This window comes from Proteus alimentorum, from assembly GCF_002607735.1.
In the GTDB taxonomy this organism is placed as follows: domain Bacteria; phylum Pseudomonadota; class Gammaproteobacteria; order Enterobacterales; family Enterobacteriaceae; genus Proteus; species Proteus alimentorum.
The window spans coordinates 101,953-121,120 of record NZ_NBVR01000043.1 but is presented as its reverse complement, the minus strand read 5'-3'; the positions used below and the strand labels follow the sequence as shown (position 1 = coordinate 121,120).

Genomic DNA, 19,168 nt, shown 5'->3' with positions numbered 1-19,168 from the left:
TAAGTAAGCGCTGAAGTATTCTCTATCATTGAGTAGAAACAAAAAGGGATAAGCAATGTGCTTATCCCTTTTCTATTTCGGTCATGGCGCGATTTACTGATTATTCATCAGCTTTAGGCTCATTTTTTTCGTCAATCATTTGTTCTGAATTGTTATCTTCAGTGATCCCCACGCTTTCAATGGTTAAGCGAATTTCTGGTGACATTAGTTTTGCAATCACTTGGTAAAGGGCAGAGGCATCTGCTTTTAAGATATCTTCATTATCATTGAGATACCCTTCTTCACGTAGCGTTGAAACTAAGGTAGAGAATACCGCTTTATCAAAGAATTCAGGTGCGTTGATACCATGCAAGACTGAAAGACGTTGTGCCAAGATACGGCTCTCTTTTTCCAATAATGCACGGCTAATTTCAGGCGCAAAATTGAGTAAAGAGAGTGTAATACCATAGCGTTGTAATGTTTCTCTGACGCTGGCAGCTAAAAGCTGTAGTGGGCGAATACGCGCTGGATTGATACGCAGTAAGCCATCACTATCACAACAAATCAGACGCTGACGGCACAGTTCTGCAATCAAAGTATTAATGACTTCAGGGAGTTCTTCTTTCTCATAACGAATAAATAGTTCCGCTTTAATAAGAGGGAAGATTAGCTCAACTTGTTTCATTAAATCATCACGATGAATTTTTTCATGATGTAAGACGATGCTGGCAATTAATGATGGAGTGACCATTAAGTGGATTGTGTTATTACGGTAATAAGTCATTAATACCGCGCTTTCACGAGGAAGTACCACAATATCACCCAAGCTGTCTTTTTCGACTTGGAATTTATCTGATTGTAGTGCGTGTTCTAATAAGGCTTCAGCATTTTTATCAGACACAATCATATCTGTCGAATAAGGCACATTGCGTAATAATTGCAGATAACAATCTACTTGTTCTAACAGTTGCTCTCTTGTGAGTGCACGCTGACGTGAGGCTAACAAAGCTGTTGAAACAAGGTTGATCGCATTAATCGATGCTGCATTATTGATATGAACCATAATGTTATCAGCCAGTGTGCTTACGGCTGGGTTTAACCAACTTGGGCGTTGTGGCTCAATGGGGTCAATATCATCACGCCATTGTGGTACAGCTTGATTTAAATATTGTACAACAGAAATCGGCTCACCAAAGTTCACATAGCCTTGACCAAGGTTACGTAATTTACGTAAACCTCTGACCATCTGCATAAAGCCTTCTTTCTCTTTTGTTGCTCCACGTAACTCCTTGGCATAGGTTGCCACTTCCATAACGTGCTCATAGCCAATGTAAATTGGAACAACAGAGATAGGGCGTGTTTCACCGCGCAACATGGCTTGTACCGTCATTGAAAGTGTTCCTGTTTTAGGATCTAACAATCGACCTGTACGAGAGCGTCCACCTTCAACAAAATATTCAATGGAGTAGCCGCGTGTAAATAGCTCACCTAAATATTCGCGGAAAATGGTGGAGTAAAGCTTGTTACCTTTAAAGGTTCTTCGGATAAAGAAAGCCCCTAAACGGCGGAAAATAGGACCTGCTGGCCAGAAATTGAGGTTAATACCTGCCGCGATATGTGGTGGTACTAAACCTTGGTGATAAAGTACATACGAAAGTAGTAAGTAGTCCATGTGGCTACGGTGACAAGGAACATAAACGATTTCATGCCCATCTTGCGCGAGTTTACGCACGCGTTCAGCATTATAAACGTTAATACCTTGGTAGAGCTTATTCCATGTCCAACTTAATACGCGATCACTAATACGCACCGCTTCATATGAGAAATTAGCGGCAATTTCTTCCATGATATCGGTGGCATTTTTACGCGCTTTATCCAGTGAGATTTTCTTCGCTTTTGATTCATCTTCAATCGCTTTTTCAATGGCTTTCGATGAAAGCAATTTATTGAAGAGATCTTGGCGTGCTGGCAATTTGGGGCCAACAGCCGCTAAACGTTGGCGTGAAAAGTGGATACGTGCAACACGCGCGAGTTTTCGGGCTATACTGGTGTCGGTACCGTGTTCGTTCGCCATTTCACGCATTGATACCGTGGGTGAAAAACGAACAAAACTATCACGACCTAACCAGAGAATAGCGATAAATTTTTGGATACCGTTAAGCACACGTAAATGTGGAACGCCATTATGACCTTCACGACCTGGAGAGCGTCCAAACATCACAGAAACTGGCAACATCTCGATATCAAGATGTGGGTTATTACGATGTGCGTCAAGATAAGCGTGGAATGTCTTCACGGAATCTTTACGAGGATCGGGCGAGTAGTAACGGAATACTCTTGGGCCGTCATCAATAAAGACATACGCAGGAAGCTTAGTGCCGCCGATCTCAATAGGTTGCAGCGGATCAGGCAATCCTAAAGAGAGACACTGCTGTCTTAATGTCAGTAAGTCAGCCTTTGAATGATAAGGCAGAACATAAAGGAATGATCGCGACGTATCTAACCCTAATTCAGTGATAGGATCAGTCGGAACTCGTTTGCTTTTTACCAATAATTTTAGTGGTAAATTCAATGTGTTATAATATAGTTTACGCCAAGCTGACATAAATAGTTGTAGCCTCTTATTAGCAATACTTCGAAAGCATAACAGAAAGTCTTTCGTAGATCTGTGGTGCTGTGACAATATTAATAGAGAAAAGTGGCAAAATAATCGTTTGTTTTCGATAGAGTTTATTATGGCTAATCAAAATAAAGGTCTTACCCGAATCATCAAAGCAGGTGGCTATTCATACAAGGGCATTCGTGCCGCTTGGATTAATGAAGCCGCTTTTAGACAAGAAGCAATTGTGACCTTGGTTGCAATTATCCTTTCATTTTTCATCGATGTCAGTGGTCTAGAGCGCATTTTACTCATTGGTTCCGTTGTATTGGTTGTGATCTTGGAACTGGTAAATAGTGCAATAGAAGCCGTTGTCGATCGAATTGGATCTGAATACCACGAATTATCCGGACGTGCAAAAGATATGGGTTCTGCCGCCGTTCTGATTGCTATTATATTGGGATTATTTACTTGGGTAACCATTCTTTGGGGGCATTTCTTCGCATAAAGTTAAAAAATTCGATTTTTGTCGAAAAATAATCCAAAGATGCGTGTTTTATATTCATTTAAGGTTTCAAATCGTCATATACCTGTATATACTCACAGTCTGACTGTATAAACAAACAGGGGGCGGAATGAAAGCATTAACTGCAAGGCAGCAGCAGGTTTACGATTTGGTTCGTGATCACATTTCGCAAACGGGTATGCCACCAACACGGGCTGAAATAGCTTCCCAACTTGGGTTTCGCTCACCAAATGCGGCAGAAGAGCACTTAAAAGCTCTTGCTCGTAAAGGCGTGATAGAAATTGTCTCTGGTGCATCTAGAGGTATCCGTTTGCTAATGGAAGAAGAGCCAGAAGGATTGCCATTAATTGGGCGAGTCGCTGCGGGTGAACCACTTTTAGCGCAAGAGCATATTGAAAGCCATTATCAAGTTGACCCAATGCTATTTAAACCAAGTGCGGATTTTTTATTGCGCGTTAATGGTATGTCAATGAAAGATATCGGTATTATGGATGGTGATTTACTTGCTGTGCATAAAACGCAAGATGTTCACAACGGGCAAGTGATCGTAGCGCGTATTGAAGATGAAGTAACCGTGAAGCGCTTTAAGAAAAGCGGTAATAAAATTGAGCTTCATGCAGAAAACCCAGAGTTTTCACCAATTATTGTCGATTTACGCGAACAAAGCTTTACTGTGGAAGGTTTAGCAGTCGGGGTTATTCGTAACGGCGAATGGCTGTAATTTGTACCAAAGTAAGTCAATACAACGTATTTTATCAAGATGCAGATGATGTGTAAAAACACAAAATCATCTGCATTTTTTATTTTGTATAAAAAAACATCATTGCACTACAAATGTAATTACAATATTATGAGTTTTAATTATGGAGGTGTTTATGACAACAATACAAGTTAGAGTAGACGATGAGCTAAAAAAAGAAGCTTATCAAGTATTTGAAAAAATGAATCTATCTCCTTCAGATGCTATAAGATTGTTTCTACGTTATGTTTCTGAAAATGAAAAGTTACCTTTCTCTGAAGTTTCTGTCATTGTTGGTGAACAAGATGAAGATGAGGATATTTTAGCTGTTGTACGTGAGCGTTTGAAGAAACCATGTAAACGTATAAGAGTAAATATTGATGATCTTTAATATTGAGTTTGATAAGCGTGCATTAAAAGAATGGCAGAAACTTGATCAAAGCATTAAAGAACAATTTAAAAAGAAATTAAAAAAATTACAGGAAAACCCTTATATAGAGTCTGCTCGCTTAAAAGGTGATCTCTCGGGTTGCTATAAGATTAAATTACGAGCATCTGGTTTTCGATTGGTTTACCAAATCATTGATTCAGAAGTCGTTATTTTAGTTATTGCTATTGGTAAGCGTGAAGAAAGTAAAGCGTATTCATTAGCTGAAATGAGAATTCAAAAGTAGAACACGTATTAGCCAGCATTTAGCTGGCTTTTTGTATTTTATAAGCTTAACGAGGCTTATAGTCGCCCGTTTTTTTCTGCTTAAGATTATCATCCATACTGTGATCATGATGACAACCTTCAGGATGTGTACACTCTTGTGCTTCGTGGCACTGTGAACATAATCCATGAATTTCTATCACACTGTGGCGTAAATGAAAGCCATTCTCTTGTGCCAGTGATGAAATCGAATTTTCGATTTTATGGCTACTCTTCTCAGTGACAGATAGACAACGGTCACAAATCAGCATTACTGACGTATGTTCAACATCATCAAAATGATGACAAAGCACATAACTGTTGGTGGATTCTATTTTATGGATAAATCCTTGCTCAAGTAAAAACTCTAACCCGCGATAGACGGTGGGGGGTTTTGCTTGTGGCTCAACTTGGCGTAATAAGTCCAATAAGTCGTATGCGCTGATAGCAGAAGGTTGCTGCATGATCAGACGTAATACTGCCAGACGTTGTGAAGTCAGGCGAACACCTCGTTTCTGGCAGATCTTTTCTGCCTGAGCGAGCAATTTATCTTCATTCATGGGGATCAGATGCTCTCAGACGTTGTTAATGGCACAGATCCTATCATATTTTTCAAGAGTAAACCTTTGTGTAAAGTGGGGTTTTATAAAAATAACTTTTCATGGTGATATGTAATGATCATCAATAAAAAACCCAGCCTAAGCTGGGTTTTTTATTGATGGTTTTAGATAATTTGTTCTGAAACTAGGTTTCAGGCGACCGTTAAAACGGTTCTGTTTACCTAATAGCTACAAATTAACAATAATCTATTTAAATACAATAAGTTAACAACAAAAAATAAATTAATGTAAAGATTTTCGTAAATTTTAAATGTTTTTCGCTTCAAATTATTTACAAAGATGATGAAGGTCTAATGTACAATATTCTCCACAACCCACTTAAAGAGCTAGCCGATTTCACGTTAACAGTTGATAGTAAAAATGTCATTCTCAGAGAATTCATATGCCTTTTTAGTAGCATGCCTTAGCCCTGAATTAAACGCAGGCTTGTCAGTCTTTCCTTCTAGTAAACTAGGCGCAAAGTCAGACACAATTTTTGAGAAAAAAGCAAACGGTAAAACTAGATGCCTCGATGCTATACGAAAATCATTGATACCACCAAACTGAAGATGGCACTTAGAGTGGGATTTAACTTCAGAATCGTAGTCAAATCTCAAATGGGAGTTTTGAGTCAGTCTAGTTTCATGTTCTAACATTTCTAAAGCAACTTCATCCATGATGTCGGCAAGAAAGTCACTCGCAGTTGAGGAGTACTCCGCCAAATCATCAGCAGTCTCGGGGGCTAGCTCTGGCTTCGGGTAATATGCCAAACGACATTTGACCAATTCTCCTTTGGAATTGTAATCAAAATAGAACTGGAAAAATGAGTTATCAATCAGCAAATATGAGTATTGCTGGCTATCCAACAGTTTTTGATACTCTCTCAGGTAGCTGACATTAGAAATAATTCCTGGTTTATAGTTATCCCAAGAAATTACATTTGTATTGATGTTGACATTATTTGACTGAATTATTGAACCAAATAATGTTTTTATATTTATTAGACTTTGCTCTACGGCTGCCTTGCTCATTCTAAGCCCTCCGCGATGTATCTCAGAAGGTCTGGGTTATTTCTAATCTCTTGAAGCAAAACCTCTGGATTAGATTTAAGTTTATCCATAGATTTTTCGAGCATTAAAAGCTCTGCTTGTGATGTGTTTATTAGCTGTCGCACATGAGCAATCTTGCTATCACTTGGACGTACAAAGTTAAAATTAGGGAAATCCGATTTTATTTGTCTAATTTCTAACTCTAGTGCGTCCATTGAATCTGAATGGCCAGTGATGTAGCACCAACCTCGGGAACGTGTTAAAGAGGTAAAGAATGCATTCCTAGCACGCAAGGTCGAATCTTGCACCACCTTTTGGCAGTTGAACACGAAAACGATGTTAGATTCATTACCTTTTGCTCTAAACGGAGTCGCAAGGGTTACGCACCCTGGAACTTTAAATACATCGGCACTCTCAACAAAACCCGGAGAAACACATTTTATATCAAGCTCATTCAGTTCAATTCTTAGTCTAGATATTTCTTCCTTTGAGCCAGTTCGGTTGTTCAGGTTTACAACGATAATATCTTCAGGTTTAACATTTTGGTTATTAATTAACCAGCCTATCTTTTGTGCAATATACTTTATTTCAGCATGAACGTTTTCACGCTTAATACAGTTAATTAGATCTGTTGCATTGTATTGATGCTGACAGATAAGAGCCTCGAGTTTGTTTTTTGAACTAGCTTCAGACCTTGTCAATTTGACTTGATCACCTTCAACCAGAGTATCTTTATTTGGGCTGAGTAATTGGTACCCAACTGCTTCCCAATCAGTTCGATTGTCAAAAGGTTGCATTATTTTATCTTTATTATACAGACCCATTGCCACACCGTGAGCGGTCATAAGAACTGGACGAGGAGTTCGATAACAGTTTGGCAACACGAAATCCTTCGAAATACCACCAATGTATTCGCCTGTAAGGCTATCTTGAGTGATATTCGGTTGACCTTCACTATTCAAGCCAAAAAGAACGTCAGGCTCTTTAATCTTCATATCCCTTAGAGATTGGAAATCATCATAAGCCCAGATAATTCGCTTAGGATCTTTAGTTATTTTATATACAGTCTCAAACAATGCAGGTGGGAAGTCTTGAGCTTCATCTATCAGCACCATGTCGTACATAGGTTCAATAGAAGAACCTACTTTATCCAAGAGATCTTTAAAAATGAATTCTAATGGGTCTTGCTTACTACGTACTTCACTGAATGTTTTAGGTGCTAACCCTAACGTGTTGCATAGTGTAGAATATAAACCTTGTTTATTTTTTCCTCCCCACGCATGATACACATGTAGTTTTTCTTCGAAGTCAGGAGCTCTTTTGGCTTCAGAAACGTAATACTTGCTAATGTGCTGAGTAATAGTTTGGTAAAGACTTTGAGTATTGAACAGATATAGAATTTTGTAATCTTTTAACCTTCGATGGGTAATTGCAGCCTTAAGTGAAAGTACAATCGTTTTACCTGTACCTGCCAGACCACGAATACGTTGTGGCCCATCAGGAATTTGCATAGAAATAACACGCTGAGCTTCGTCTTGCTTGAATGTACGATTCAAAGATTCTTGGATCAAATCGTCCATTGTCAATTTGTCACTATCAACTTTAGAAGTGCTAATACGGTACTTATCTTCAAAAATATAAGTTCCTTCAATAAGGCTTACGATTTTATCGAATACAGTATCCTCACAATCAAAGCGTTCGAGATCTTCACGAAAAGACGTAATATTTGAAACGAGGTCTTCACAAGTTATCAATTCTGCAAAAGCATCTTCAACATCAATGATGCTTGATAAACTTGTAGAGGTATTACATGGAAATACAATGGCACTAGTGGTTGGAACAATTACTTTGCGTTTCTTTCTTGAGTAGAATGCAGGATCGTTTTTCAGTCTACTTTCTATTTCATCAGTATACATGTCAATGAAATAGTCTCGAGAAACCACTTGTTCATCATCAACGTCCCATACATCAAGATCATCATGCTCTGAAATAGACTTTAAGGTACCTTCCAGTACATCAATCAGTGTAACACCGTACTCTTTAGTAATGAGAATAAAGGTAGGAGTTTCATCATCACTATCTCGCCCTAACGTTGTTAACTTGTAACCAAAGTAGCCATGACAATCCGAAAATACAGCTTCAATAACTCCACTAATGACTTTTGCGTGTACTTTATCTTCAAGCTCAATACTACCTGGTAAAAATTGAAAGGTTTTCATGGTTTCAGCCTTTTTCTTGAACGCCACGTTAATTATGCATAGTTGTTATTAATGTAGCTCAGGTATCCCAACCAAGACAATAACTCATTGAAAATTTAAACTGTTTTCCAATCAACTTGATCTTAATTCGCTAACATTAAAACAAAGTATGTAAAGTGGTGGAATTTACCCACGTAATACATCATGGGATTCAAAGCTAATCATAGATAACTTTTAGTAGAGTAAAAATAATGGACAGAATGCGAATGAGTAAAGGCACTAAGCAGCAATGGAGCGAACCGATTTAGGATAACCAGTCAGTTCAAGTCACATCAAGGTGACGAAGCTGACAGATTTCATTCAGACTAATTCACTACACGCTTAGAAGCTGCTGTTCTATTTAGTTTTGCACTATGGCTCATTGCTACCACATCCGTGGCAGACTGTGTTTCTTTTCATGACATGAATTTAGCTAAACTTTCATCAGTTTGCGAACCATAGAGTTCCATAGCTACTTTGCTCATTGAGCATTCATTTTTTTTGTTTAGTTTCCAATGGTTCGTTTAGTTGCTCAATCGTAATTCCATGCTGGGTGGCGTTGTACAACCAAGTATGGAATTGCTCAAGTAGTCGGCTGTTCTCGGCTTCAAGTCGCGCAATAGTTCGCTCCCGCTTTTCTAGTTGATCAGCCGCAACCTTCAAACTGGATGGAAGGTGTCTATTACGTGTAGCAACAGCTTGAGGTGAATTACCCGATACAAGCGCTTTAACCTCAGTAAATGCGCGCTTGATACGTACCTGCTTTTGCAGTATTTGTCTCGTGGTTGAAAGCTTGTAATCGTGTGCAACAGCATCTACCAACCTATCCCATGTAATGCAGGGTGACAAAGAGATTATGGTAAGGCAATGGCATACCATCCTCACCTAAAAGAATTGAGTAGCTTTTTCTGCTCGCCATTTGAAATACTTTTGTTTTCATTCTGTCCTTAAATCCATTAAGACTTAACAAATTCTCAAGGTAACTCCGAAGCATAAGATTAGCATAAAAAAAGTTTACAGAAGTTGTAAGGCTCGCTGTAAACTTTTTCTCAAACCATTGTTATATTTAAATTAAATAATCAAATTTAATAAAACTAGGTTTCAGGTAAACCGTTGGGTAGGACACGTGCGCCCTCAAAAGGGTTAGCCGTTGTCCCCCCACCGAACCGTACGTGCACATTTCTATGCATACGGCTCTCCGCTAGACTTAGCAAAGTTTCTATAGTCTGGCAGCTTCCCTCTGTGAAGATCGACATGACAGTCCTTACATAAAACTAACGTCTTCCGATGTCGGGCAATCATCAGTCTTTTCCAAGGCTCTGTACCATCCTTAATATCCTTCAGTTTACGCACATGGTGAACTTCAAGATATCCAGTAACGGTGCCGCAGTATTCACATTTGTTACCTGCCATTCTGTCTAGCAATTCAGTTCTGCTCGAATATTTATAAACATTCGGAAACGGGTCGGCAAAACTTGCTAGAGACACACTTCGATTTTTAAGTTGAAAAACTTCAAGTTCATAAAGTTTTCCATTACGAATTTCTCTGTGGATATATCGACCATCAGCCTGCTTCAATCGTTTAGCGATTTTAGTTCTAGATGAACGATGTTTTCCAGCCAGCGTCTTTAACAGACTATTCATCCATATCCAATGTAGCTTATTCAGATATAGAACTGGTGCTAAGTTATAGTAATTGGCATAGCCACGCATTTCAGCATTGTATTGACTAATAATTTCATAGTCAGACAAATACATCATTGCAGGCTTTCCTCTGCAACCGTCCATGCCAGATTCGTAATTCCCGTAGTCACGGAGCGCACAGAATTTCTGTATTTTCGCTCTCGGAACACCAAGGTGAATGTGTTCAGTAATGGTGCGCTTAACGGCGTGAGTTTTACTGCCATCCGAGTTGTGTCCCACAACACATTTAACTCGTTTATTTTCTCTACGACATAGAATTTCATATCCGAGAAAGATAAAACCTTGTTTCGGGTCAACTACGCTTGATTTCTCTTTCGATACTTCAAGCTTTAATTCCGACTCAACAAATTCAGTAATGTCAGACATTACTTGCATTGCTTCCTGTTTAGAACCAATGATCCCAATTAGAAAGTCGTCAGCATACCGAACATAACGCATACGCTTAAAGTCAGGGTCGTCCATAAGAACACTTGAGGTATTAACCAATTGCTCTTCAAGATTTTTGATTTCCATTTCCCACTTGGCAATTTTCTGCTCATCAGCAGGGTAGCCAGATGCACCAAAGCCTTGTCTTATCCACTTTATACGATTAGCTCGATTTTGTAGTGCCCGCTTGTATTCAGGATTAGGTTTTCTTCGTCCTCCATTGCTAAACTCTTTGATTTTAATTTTCATAAACTCATCAAGTTCATGGAGAAAAACATTGGCTAGTATAGGGGATATGATTCCCCCTTGCGGTGTCCCACTGTGGGTGCCAAAGTAACGCCATTCTTCCATGTAACCAGCTTTCAGAAACTTCTTTAGAAGCCCAAGAAAAGCCCGGTCATCAATCTTATTGCTAAGAAATTTCAGCAATAAGTCATGGTTAATGTTGTCGAAGTATCCCTTAATATCGACATCACAAACCCATTTGGTGCTTTTCCAACCATTACGTATTTCAGTAAGTGCTGTGTGGCATGATTTGTTGGGTCGAAATCCATAGCTCCAATCGCTAAAGACTGGTTCATAAATTTCCTCAAGGATCATTCTCATGACCTCTTGAATCAACTTGTCGTCACCACTGGGAATTCCTAAAGGTCGTTTCTTACCATTCGGATTCCTAGCATCCTTGGGGATGTGTGTGCGTCTGCAAGGTTTTGGACGATAGTCACCTGATTTAATTAGGTTGATAATATTTTGAACTCTATCAACACCCATACCATCAAGTGTGTTTGAGTCTACCCCTTTCGTCATGGCTCCACGATTAGAGTAGATGTTGGCATACGCCTGCATCCAAAGATCTTGATGGTTACACATTATTTTATGTAATTTCTTGACCTTATAGCCTTGCTTACTTGCTTTATTAATACCAATCAGAGCATTGAGTGTTCTTTGTAATAGCACTGACTATTGAACCTCGCTTCTTTTAGTATCGTGTCTAACTGTCTCCCTTCCCCCCTACATTTAAGCTTTCGTATGAGTTACCTCGATACTTATACTCAAATTTCAGGTCGGATTTAAACCGACTGCTACCTCATTACAAGGCTACGTTGGGTACTATGGAGCCTCCGTCACCATATTGGTTGTTTATCTCAAACCAACTTAGGTGATCCCGCATTTCTTTATAAACAAGATGCGTCCCACTTAGGTTCCACTTACGTCCAATTACCACTCTCACCGAGCAGGTGCCAAGATTGTTGGATACGATAGCCTTCTAACAATAATTATCGTAAATCTTGGTATGACTCCTGAACTATCGTGAGTCAAAGATATCCCGAAACCCACTATGGACTATGATTCAACCAATCAGGTTTAACCTTATGGGACTTGCAATGACTGGCGCAAAGTAGATAGTTTCCCCGCCACCAGCCTTTTGACCTAACATGCTGCACTCCCCTCCCTCTTTCGAGGTTCAAGTCTATTACTAGACAAGGATAAGTTAGGCTTGCAATAGGCTTTCCAACAGCCTATACTTGCGACATAAATTTTCCGTAAGCGCTTGATTTATAAAGCAAAGCGGCGCACTCAAAACGGAATGTCGTCATCAAAATCCATTGGTGGTTCATTGCTTGGCGCTGGAGCCGCTGCGGGTTGTTGTGCAGGGCGAGATTGTGCACCACCGCTAAATTGCTGTGATGCTTGTGGCTGTTGTGGTTGACCCCAACCGCCTTGGCCACCTTGAGAAGGTGCGCCATCTTGACCACCACGGCCGCCTAACATTTGCATTGAGCCGCCAATGTTAACGACAACCTCAGTGCTATATCTGTCTTGACCGCTTTGGTCTTGCCATTTACGTGTTTGCAATTGGCCTTCGATATACACTTGTGAACCTTTACGCAGATATTCGCCTGCAATTTCCGCTAATTTGCCGAAAATTACCACACGGTGCCACTCGGTTTTTTCTTTCATTTCACCGGTTTGTTTATCGCGCCAGCTTTCTGATGTTGCCAGTGTTAGGTTGGCAACTGCACCGCCACTTGGCATATAACGGATTTCTGGATCCTGCCCTAAATTACCGATAAGAATAACTTTGTTTACGCCTCTGCTCGCCATGTGAGGTACTCCTGCGAAAGTAAATTTTTTGAAATCATAAGCGAATAAGTTTATCACGTACGCTAAAATTTGAATATGACGTGTGATGAATTTCTCATTTGTGAACATTGTCGATATTTTTCTGTCTCAAAATGACAGAGTTACATCAGCATTCAATTTCACTATATATACTGTATATCCATTCAGTTAACTTTGTGTCATAATTATCCGATTCTTTCTTTTTCGGCGACTCTCTCAATCCGGGATATATTCATGGATAAAATCGAAGTTCGGGGCGCTCGCACCCATAATCTAAAAAATATCAATTTGATCATTCCTCGCGATAAACTGATTGTTATTACGGGGCTTTCTGGTTCAGGTAAATCTTCTTTAGCCTTTGACACGCTTTATGCAGAAGGGCAACGACGTTATGTCGAATCGCTTTCTGCCTATGCTCGTCAGTTTCTTTCGTTGATGGAAAAACCAGACGTTGATCATATTGAAGGTTTATCTCCCGCTATTTCGATTGAGCAGAAATCTACGTCGCACAACCCGCGTTCGACAGTGGGAACAATTACAGAAATTCACGACTATCTGCGTCTCTTATTTGCGCGTGTTGGTGAGCCTCGTTGTCCTGATCACGATATTCCATTAGCCGCTCAAACCGTTAGCCAAATGGTTGATAATGTACTTGAGCAACCAGAAGGCAAGCGCTTAATGTTGTTAGCGCCTGTGGTGAAAGAGCGTAAAGGTGAGCATATTAAGCTACTCAACAATCTTGCCGCCCAAGGTTATATTCGTGCGCGTATTGATGGTGAAGTGTGCGATCTTTCTGATCCGCCGACATTAGAATTACAGAAAAAACATACCATTGAAGTGGTGATTGACCGTTTTAAAGTGCGTGACGATCTCGCCCAACGTTTAGCAGAATCTTTTGAAACCGCATTAGAGTTATCCGGTGGCACTGCTGTTATTTCGGATATGGATGATAACAATGCCGATGATATTGTTTTCTCTGCAAACTTTGCTTGTCCTGTTTGTGGTTACAGTATGAGCGAGCTAGAGCCTCGTTTATTCTCCTTTAATAATCCAGCGGGTGCTTGTCCAACGTGTGATGGTTTAGGTGTTCAGCAATTTTTTGATCCTGAATTAGTGATCCAAAATAGAGAAATCTCTCTTGCTGGTGGCGCAATTAAAGGATGGGATCGCCGTAACTTCTACTATTTCCAAATGCTTCGTTCATTGGGTGAACACTATCATTTTGATGTTGAAGCGCCGTTTGATTCGTTACCCGATAATATTCAAAAAGTCATTTTAACGGGTTCAGGTAAAGAGAATATTGAATTTAAATACACAAACGATCGTGGTGATGTTGTTGTTCGTCATCATCCTTTTGAAGGTGTCTTAAATAATATGGAACGTCGTTACCGCGAGACAGAATCGAGTGCGGTACGTGAAGAGCTTTCTAAATATATTAGTAATCGCTCTTGCGCTTCTTGTGGTGGTACTCGTTTACGCAGAGAAGCGCGCCATGTGTATGTTGAAAATACCACATTACCTGAAATAGCAGATTACAGTATTGGTCATGCAATGACCTTTTTCCAAAATCTAAAATTGAGCGGTCAGCGTGCGAAGATTGCAGAAAAAGTCTTAAAAGAGATTAGTGACCGATTAAAATTCTTGGTCAATGTGGGATTAAATTACCTCACACTTTCTCGTTCTGCGGAAACTTTATCAGGCGGTGAAGCACAACGTATTCGCTTAGCCAGCCAGATTGGTGCGGGATTAGTTGGCGTAATGTATGTCTTGGATGAACCTTCAATTGGGTTACATCAACGAGATAACGATCGTCTACTTGAAACACTGATCCACTTACGTAATTTGGGTAATACCGTGATCGTCGTAGAGCATGACGAAGATGCCATCCGTGCCGCTGATCATGTTATCGATATTGGCCCAGGTGCGGGTGTTCATGGGGGCGAAATTGTCGCTCAAGGTACGCTTGAAGATATCATCAATAATCCGAATTCATTAACAGGCAAATTCTTAAGCGGTGAACGTCGTATCGCAATTCCAGAGCAACGAGTGCCTGTTGATCGCGAAAAAATGCTGACCATCCTTGGCGCAAAAGGCAATAACTTAAGAAATGTAAATCTAAAATTACCCGTCGGTTTATTTACCTGCATTACAGGTGTTTCGGGATCTGGTAAATCAACGCTGATCAACGATACGTTATTCCCTATTGCACAACGCCAATTAAATGGGGCTACAAATAGTGTACCTGCGCCTTATTTAGATGTTGAAGGGTTAGAATATTTCGATAAAGTTATTGATATTAACCAAAGCCCAATTGGTCGTACTCCTCGTTCAAACCCTGCAACTTATACGGGTGTCTTTACGCCTATTCGTGAGCTATTTGCGGGTGTACCTGAATCTCGTACTCGTGGTTATACACCGGGTCGGTTCAGTTTCAACGTAAAAGGGGGGCGTTGTGAGGCTTGCCAAGGTGATGGCGTTTTAAAAGTTGAAATGCATTTCTTACCGGATGTGTATGTACCTTGTGATCAATGTAAAGGTCAACGTTATAACCGTGAAACCCTTGAAGTTAAATACAAAGGAAAAAATATTCACGAAGCGTTGGATATGACCATTGAAGAGGCGAGAGAGTTCTTTGATGCAGTGCCTGCATTGGCGCGTAAACTACAAACATTGATTGATGTTGGTCTTTCTTATATTCGCTTGGGGCAATCAGCAACGACTTTATCCGGTGGTGAAGCGCAGCGAGTTAAGTTAGCAAAAGAGTTGTCAAAACGTGGTACGGGACAGACTCTCTATATTCTCGATGAGCCGACAACTGGGCTTCATTTTGCTGATATTGAGTTGTTACTTGAAGTGCTTCATCAGTTACGCGACCAAGGTAATACTATTGTTGTTATTGAGCACAACCTTGATGTGATCAAAACAGCGGACTGGATTGTGGATCTGGGTCCTGAAGGCGGAAGTGGTGGTGGCCAAATTTTAGTGTCAGGCACACCAGAGCAAGTTGCAGAGTTTGAAGGCTCGCATACTGCAAGATTCTTAAAACCAATCCTAGAACGTGGTTATTAAAGTTACGCCACTTATTCCCTTATGATCTAAGCGCTACAGACAATAAACGTTTTACTGTTTGTAGCGCGCTTTCTTCAAGAAAAGTAAATCCATGGAGTATGATAGAATTTAATTCTATCGAAAAAAGTATTCTCTTTTGGTTATACACTTCCTTATCTATTTTTATCTTATTAATCGCTTATTTTTATAAAAAGTAGATTAAATGGTTAATTATGCTGTTTTGTAACGGTATTTTAACCAAATACGAGATAACGAAGCTAAATAGAAAGGATTATCATAGTATATCGTGATGGACTGCACAGTTTATTTGGTGATTTGTTTCAATTGTTATACTTGACTATTATTGTATAACAATAGGTATTTTTCATTATTAATCAGCTGGTTATCTATTTGTAAGGGTTGTAATAGAGGGAAGGTTATTATTTACTATGCTCTTTGAACAGATAATCCTACTTTTCTCCTTACGATAGAATTTTTTTCCAAATCATTTCGGGCTATCACGATTTATAACAACTTTTTTCTCCGTAATATTCCCTATCATTTACCCATAATAAATAATACCTGCAAAGAGTAAGGCTATTTCGACATCGCAATGTTAGATAGACTTTTTTTACCCCCAAGATTCGTTTTGCTATTAACAATTACAATATAAAAAGTGAGTACTAATATGGAAACGGCTTCCTCAAAAACAGAGACAACAAGCTATCCCGCAACTAGTGCTGGCGCTCGCCGCGCAGGTATGACTGAACAAGAATGGCGTGCAGCAATTAAATTTGACGGCAATGATGTGGGCTGGGTTATCATGAGTATCGGTATGGCTATCGGTGCAGGTATTGTGTTTTTACCTGTGCAGGTAGGTCTTATGGGATTATGGGTTTTCCTACTATCCTCGATCATTGGTTATCCAGCAATGTACCTTTTTCAACGTCTATTTATTAATACGTTGGCTGAATCTCCAGAGTGTAAAGACTACCCAAGCGTTATCACTGGTTATCTCGGTAAAAACTGGGGTATCTTATTGGGCGCACTTTACTTCGTGATGTTAGTTATTTGGATGTTTGTGTATTCAACAGCAATCACCAATGACAGCGCTTCTTACTTACAAACATTTGGTGTTACTGAAGGTTTACTGTCAGAAAATCCATTCTATGGTTTGATCCTGATTTGTGCTTTAGTTGCTATCTCTTCTCGTGGTGAACAATTACTGTTTAAAGTATCAAGCTTTATGGTACTAACTAAACTATTTGTTGTTGCAGCGTTAGGGATCTCCATGATTGGTATGTGGCATCTTTATAACGTGGGCGCATTACCACCCGCTGGACGTTTAATCAAAGAAGCAATCATTACATTACCATTTACACTGACTTCAATTCTGTTTATCCAAACATTAAGCCCAATGGTTATCTCTTATCGTGGTCGTAATAAAAACCGTGAAGTGGCTCGTCACAAAGCATTACGTGCAATGAACATCGCGTTCGGTGTGCTGTTCTGTACAGTTTTCTTCTATGCAATCTCATTCACATTAGCAATGGGTCATGATGAAGCAGTTAAAGCGTATGAACAAAATATCTCTGCGTTAGCGATTGCTGCGAAATTCTTCCCTGGTGGTTGGGTAACGGTTGTCAGCGTTATGCTGAATATCTTCGCCGTAATGACTGCATTCTTTGGTGTCTACTTAGGTTTCCGTGAAGCGACACAAGGGATCGTTATGAATATTCTGCAACGTTATCTCCCAGCAGAGAAAATCAACCAAAAATGGGTGCAAAACGGCATCATGATTTTCGCTGTGCTACTGGCATGGGGTGCAATCATTCTTAATGCACCAGTACTGAGCTTCACTTCAATTTGTAGCCCAATCTTCGGTATGGTGGGTTGTCTTATCCCTGCATACTTAGTGTACAAAGTACCCATGTTACACAAATACAAAGGTGCATCACTCTACCTGATTATCTTTACCGGTTTACTGCTCGTTATCTCTCCGTTCTTGGCATTCTCATAGTCGCCAACTTCGGTTCTAGTTAGGCGTTGTTTTTAAAAACTAAATTAATCCAAGGTGTTAGATTATGAGCCAGAACAAAAATTCTCATTTATGGTCACAGTTCGTTCATCAGTTACGTGAAGGTGTGAAGCCTGCAGTAGGTTGTACTGAGCCAATTTCATTAGCATTGGCAGCCGCGAAAGCAACGGCACTTTTAGGCGAGCCTGTTGTTCGTGTCGAAGCTTGGGTTTCACCAAACTTGATGAAAAACGGAATGGGCGTAACAGTGCCGGGAACGGGAATGGCTGGGCTACCTATTGCAGCAGCATTAGGTGCGACAGGAGGAGATCCTGATGCTGGATTGGAGGTCTTGTTAAAAGCATCCACTGATGCAATTGCTCAAGCTAAAACACTGGTTGCTCAAGGTAAAGTTACAGTGGGTGTAAAAGCACCTTGTGAAGATGTTCTTTACTCTGAAGCGAAAGTGTATAGCCAATCTGGTTATGCCATCGTCAGTATTGCAAGAGAGCATACACACGTTGTTCGTTGTGAATGTAACGGTAACGTTGTTTTTGAAGAAGATAAATCAGCACTTACCAATAATTGTGAATGTACTGATGAAAAACCTTTTACTGATGTTTGTGCTGAAGATATCTATAACTTCGCACTTAATGTGCCCGTGAGTGAAATTGAGTTTATGCTCAATGCCGCTCGTTTAAATGGCGCTTTATCAGAAGAGGGGTTACAAAACACCTATGGATTAGCTATTGGTCGTACCTTAGTTCTGCAACAAGAGAAAGGTTTGTTAGGTAAAGACTTACTTAATGAAATCATGATCAGAGCATCAGCAGCATCTGATGCTCGTATGGGTGGCGCGGTATTACCTGCAATGAGTAATTCAGGCTCAGGTAATCAGGGCATTGCCGCAACATTACCTGTAATGGTTGTTGCTGAATTTATTAAAGCAGATGATGAAACCTTACTGCGTGCGTTGGTTTTATCTCATTTAATGGCTATTTATGTTCATAGCCATTTTCCACCACTTTCTGCCCTTTGTGCTGCAACAACTGCTTCAATGGGAGCAGCCGCAGGAATGGCATGGTTACTTACCAAAAATTTCACCACAGTGAGTATGTCTATCAACAGTATGATTGGTGATATCAGTGGCATTATCTGTGATGGCGCATCGAATAGCTGTGCAATGAAAGTCTCAAGTAGTGCAGCGAGTGCCTATAAAGCGGTATTAATGGCGATGCAAAATCAAAGTGTTGCGGGTACTGATGGTATTGTCAGTGACGATGTCGATAGTTCAATCGCGAATCTCTGTGCATTAGCCAGTCATGCAATGCAACATACAGATATTCAAATCATTGAGATTATGGAAGAAAAAGCGCGTCGTAATGCTGGGGAAAAGAAGCAAGCTGTCAATATATAAAAGGCGAAAACCT

At 40.0% G+C, this 19,168-nt stretch carries 13 protein-coding genes; 7 read left to right on the top strand and 6 right to left on the bottom strand.

The features are described 5' to 3' along the window. Positions 1 to 100: 100 nt before the first annotated feature. Complete coding sequence (gene plsB, locus B6258_RS17175; protein ID WP_099076304.1) at positions 101 to 2,584, bottom strand: glycerol-3-phosphate 1-O-acyltransferase PlsB; 2,484 nt, start codon at positions 2,582 to 2,584, stop codon at positions 101 to 103. A gap of 130 nt (positions 2,585 to 2,714) precedes the next feature. Between plsB and B6258_RS17170 the strand changes: the two genes are divergently transcribed. From B6258_RS17170 to B6258_RS17155, 4 genes are all read left to right on the top strand, one after another. Beyond that, on the top strand, positions 2,715 to 3,086 hold the full coding sequence (locus B6258_RS17170) for a diacylglycerol kinase (protein WP_006536373.1): 372 nt from the start codon (positions 2,715 to 2,717) through the stop codon (positions 3,084 to 3,086). A 127-nt stretch (positions 3,087 to 3,213) separates the two neighbouring features. Further along, positions 3,214 to 3,825, top strand: a complete 612-nt coding sequence (gene lexA / locus B6258_RS17165; protein ID WP_023583074.1) for a transcriptional repressor LexA — start codon at positions 3,214 to 3,216, stop codon at positions 3,823 to 3,825. A gap of 154 nt (positions 3,826 to 3,979) precedes the next feature. Further along, on the top strand, positions 3,980 to 4,234 hold the full coding sequence (locus B6258_RS17160; protein ID WP_099076303.1) for a type II toxin-antitoxin system RelB/DinJ family antitoxin: 255 nt from the start codon (positions 3,980 to 3,982) through the stop codon (positions 4,232 to 4,234). Beyond that, positions 4,224 to 4,517, top strand: coding sequence for a type II toxin-antitoxin system RelE family toxin (locus tag B6258_RS17155; protein WP_099076302.1), 294 nt, complete (start codon positions 4,224 to 4,226; stop codon positions 4,515 to 4,517). Before B6258_RS17160 ends, B6258_RS17155 begins: the two co-directional genes overlap by 11 nt. Positions 4,518 to 4,563: 46 nt before the next feature. On the opposite strand, the gene zur is transcribed toward B6258_RS17155, so the two are convergent. From zur to ssb1, 5 genes are all read right to left on the bottom strand, one after another. Continuing rightward, positions 4,564 to 5,094 (bottom strand): zinc uptake transcriptional repressor Zur, encoded by a 531-nt coding sequence (gene zur / locus B6258_RS17150; RefSeq protein WP_099076301.1) that lies wholly within the window; start codon positions 5,092 to 5,094, stop codon positions 4,564 to 4,566. A 401-nt stretch (positions 5,095 to 5,495) separates the two neighbouring features. Continuing rightward, a complete protein-coding gene (locus B6258_RS17145) occupies positions 5,496 to 6,164 on the bottom strand; it encodes a DUF2290 domain-containing protein (protein WP_099076300.1) in 669 nt (222 codons plus the stop codon). Continuing rightward, positions 6,161 to 8,401, bottom strand: coding sequence for a DEAD/DEAH box helicase (locus B6258_RS17140; protein ID WP_099076299.1), 2,241 nt, complete (start codon positions 8,399 to 8,401; stop codon positions 6,161 to 6,163). Before B6258_RS17140 ends, B6258_RS17145 begins: the two co-directional genes overlap by 4 nt. Positions 8,402 to 9,601: 1,200 nt before the next feature. After that, positions 9,602 to 11,506 (bottom strand): reverse transcriptase domain-containing protein, encoded by a 1,905-nt coding sequence (locus B6258_RS17130; RefSeq protein WP_099076297.1) that lies wholly within the window; start codon positions 11,504 to 11,506, stop codon positions 9,602 to 9,604. Between the two features lie 621 nt (positions 11,507 to 12,127). Beyond that, a complete protein-coding gene (gene ssb1, locus B6258_RS17125; protein ID WP_099076296.1) occupies positions 12,128 to 12,655 on the bottom strand; it encodes a single-stranded DNA-binding protein SSB1 in 528 nt (175 codons plus the stop codon). A gap of 252 nt (positions 12,656 to 12,907) precedes the next feature. On the opposite strand from ssb1, the gene uvrA reads away from it, so the two are divergent. From uvrA to B6258_RS17110, 3 genes are all read left to right on the top strand, one after another. Further along, positions 12,908 to 15,742 (top strand): excinuclease ABC subunit UvrA, encoded by a 2,835-nt coding sequence (gene uvrA / locus B6258_RS17120; RefSeq protein ID WP_099076295.1) that lies wholly within the window; start codon positions 12,908 to 12,910, stop codon positions 15,740 to 15,742. A gap of 667 nt (positions 15,743 to 16,409) precedes the next feature. After that, positions 16,410 to 17,741 (top strand): SLC5/6 family protein, encoded by a 1,332-nt coding sequence (locus tag B6258_RS17115; RefSeq protein ID WP_098941756.1) that lies wholly within the window; start codon positions 16,410 to 16,412, stop codon positions 17,739 to 17,741. Between the two features lie 64 nt (positions 17,742 to 17,805). Continuing rightward, entirely contained in the window at positions 17,806 to 19,155 is a 1,350-nt protein-coding gene (locus B6258_RS17110; RefSeq protein WP_099076294.1) for an L-cysteine desulfidase family protein, read from the top strand. Positions 19,156 to 19,168 lie beyond the last annotated feature (13 nt).

Bases quoted from the DNA above. Each gene is read 5' to 3' on its own strand.
- plsB (WP_099076304.1), bottom strand. From the start codon at position 2,584: ATGTCAGCTTGGCGTAAACTATATTATAACACATTGAATTTACCACTA.
- B6258_RS17170 (WP_006536373.1), top strand. From the start codon at position 2,715: ATGGCTAATCAAAATAAAGGTCTTACCCGAATCATCAAAGCAGGTGGC.
- lexA (WP_023583074.1), top strand. From the start codon at position 3,214: ATGAAAGCATTAACTGCAAGGCAGCAGCAGGTTTACGATTTGGTTCGT.
- B6258_RS17160 (WP_099076303.1), top strand. From the start codon at position 3,980: ATGACAACAATACAAGTTAGAGTAGACGATGAGCTAAAAAAAGAAGCT.
- B6258_RS17155 (WP_099076302.1), top strand. From the start codon at position 4,224: ATGATCTTTAATATTGAGTTTGATAAGCGTGCATTAAAAGAATGGCAG.
- zur (WP_099076301.1), bottom strand. From the start codon at position 5,094: ATGAATGAAGATAAATTGCTCGCTCAGGCAGAAAAGATCTGCCAGAAA.
- B6258_RS17145 (WP_099076300.1), bottom strand. From the start codon at position 6,164: ATGAGCAAGGCAGCCGTAGAGCAAAGTCTAATAAATATAAAAACATTA.
- B6258_RS17140 (WP_099076299.1), bottom strand. From the start codon at position 8,401: ATGAAAACCTTTCAATTTTTACCAGGTAGTATTGAGCTTGAAGATAAA.
- ssb1 (WP_099076296.1), bottom strand. From the start codon at position 12,655: ATGGCGAGCAGAGGCGTAAACAAAGTTATTCTTATCGGTAATTTAGGG.
- uvrA (WP_099076295.1), top strand. From the start codon at position 12,908: ATGGATAAAATCGAAGTTCGGGGCGCTCGCACCCATAATCTAAAAAAT.
- B6258_RS17115 (WP_098941756.1), top strand. From the start codon at position 16,410: ATGGAAACGGCTTCCTCAAAAACAGAGACAACAAGCTATCCCGCAACT.
- B6258_RS17110 (WP_099076294.1), top strand. From the start codon at position 17,806: ATGAGCCAGAACAAAAATTCTCATTTATGGTCACAGTTCGTTCATCAG.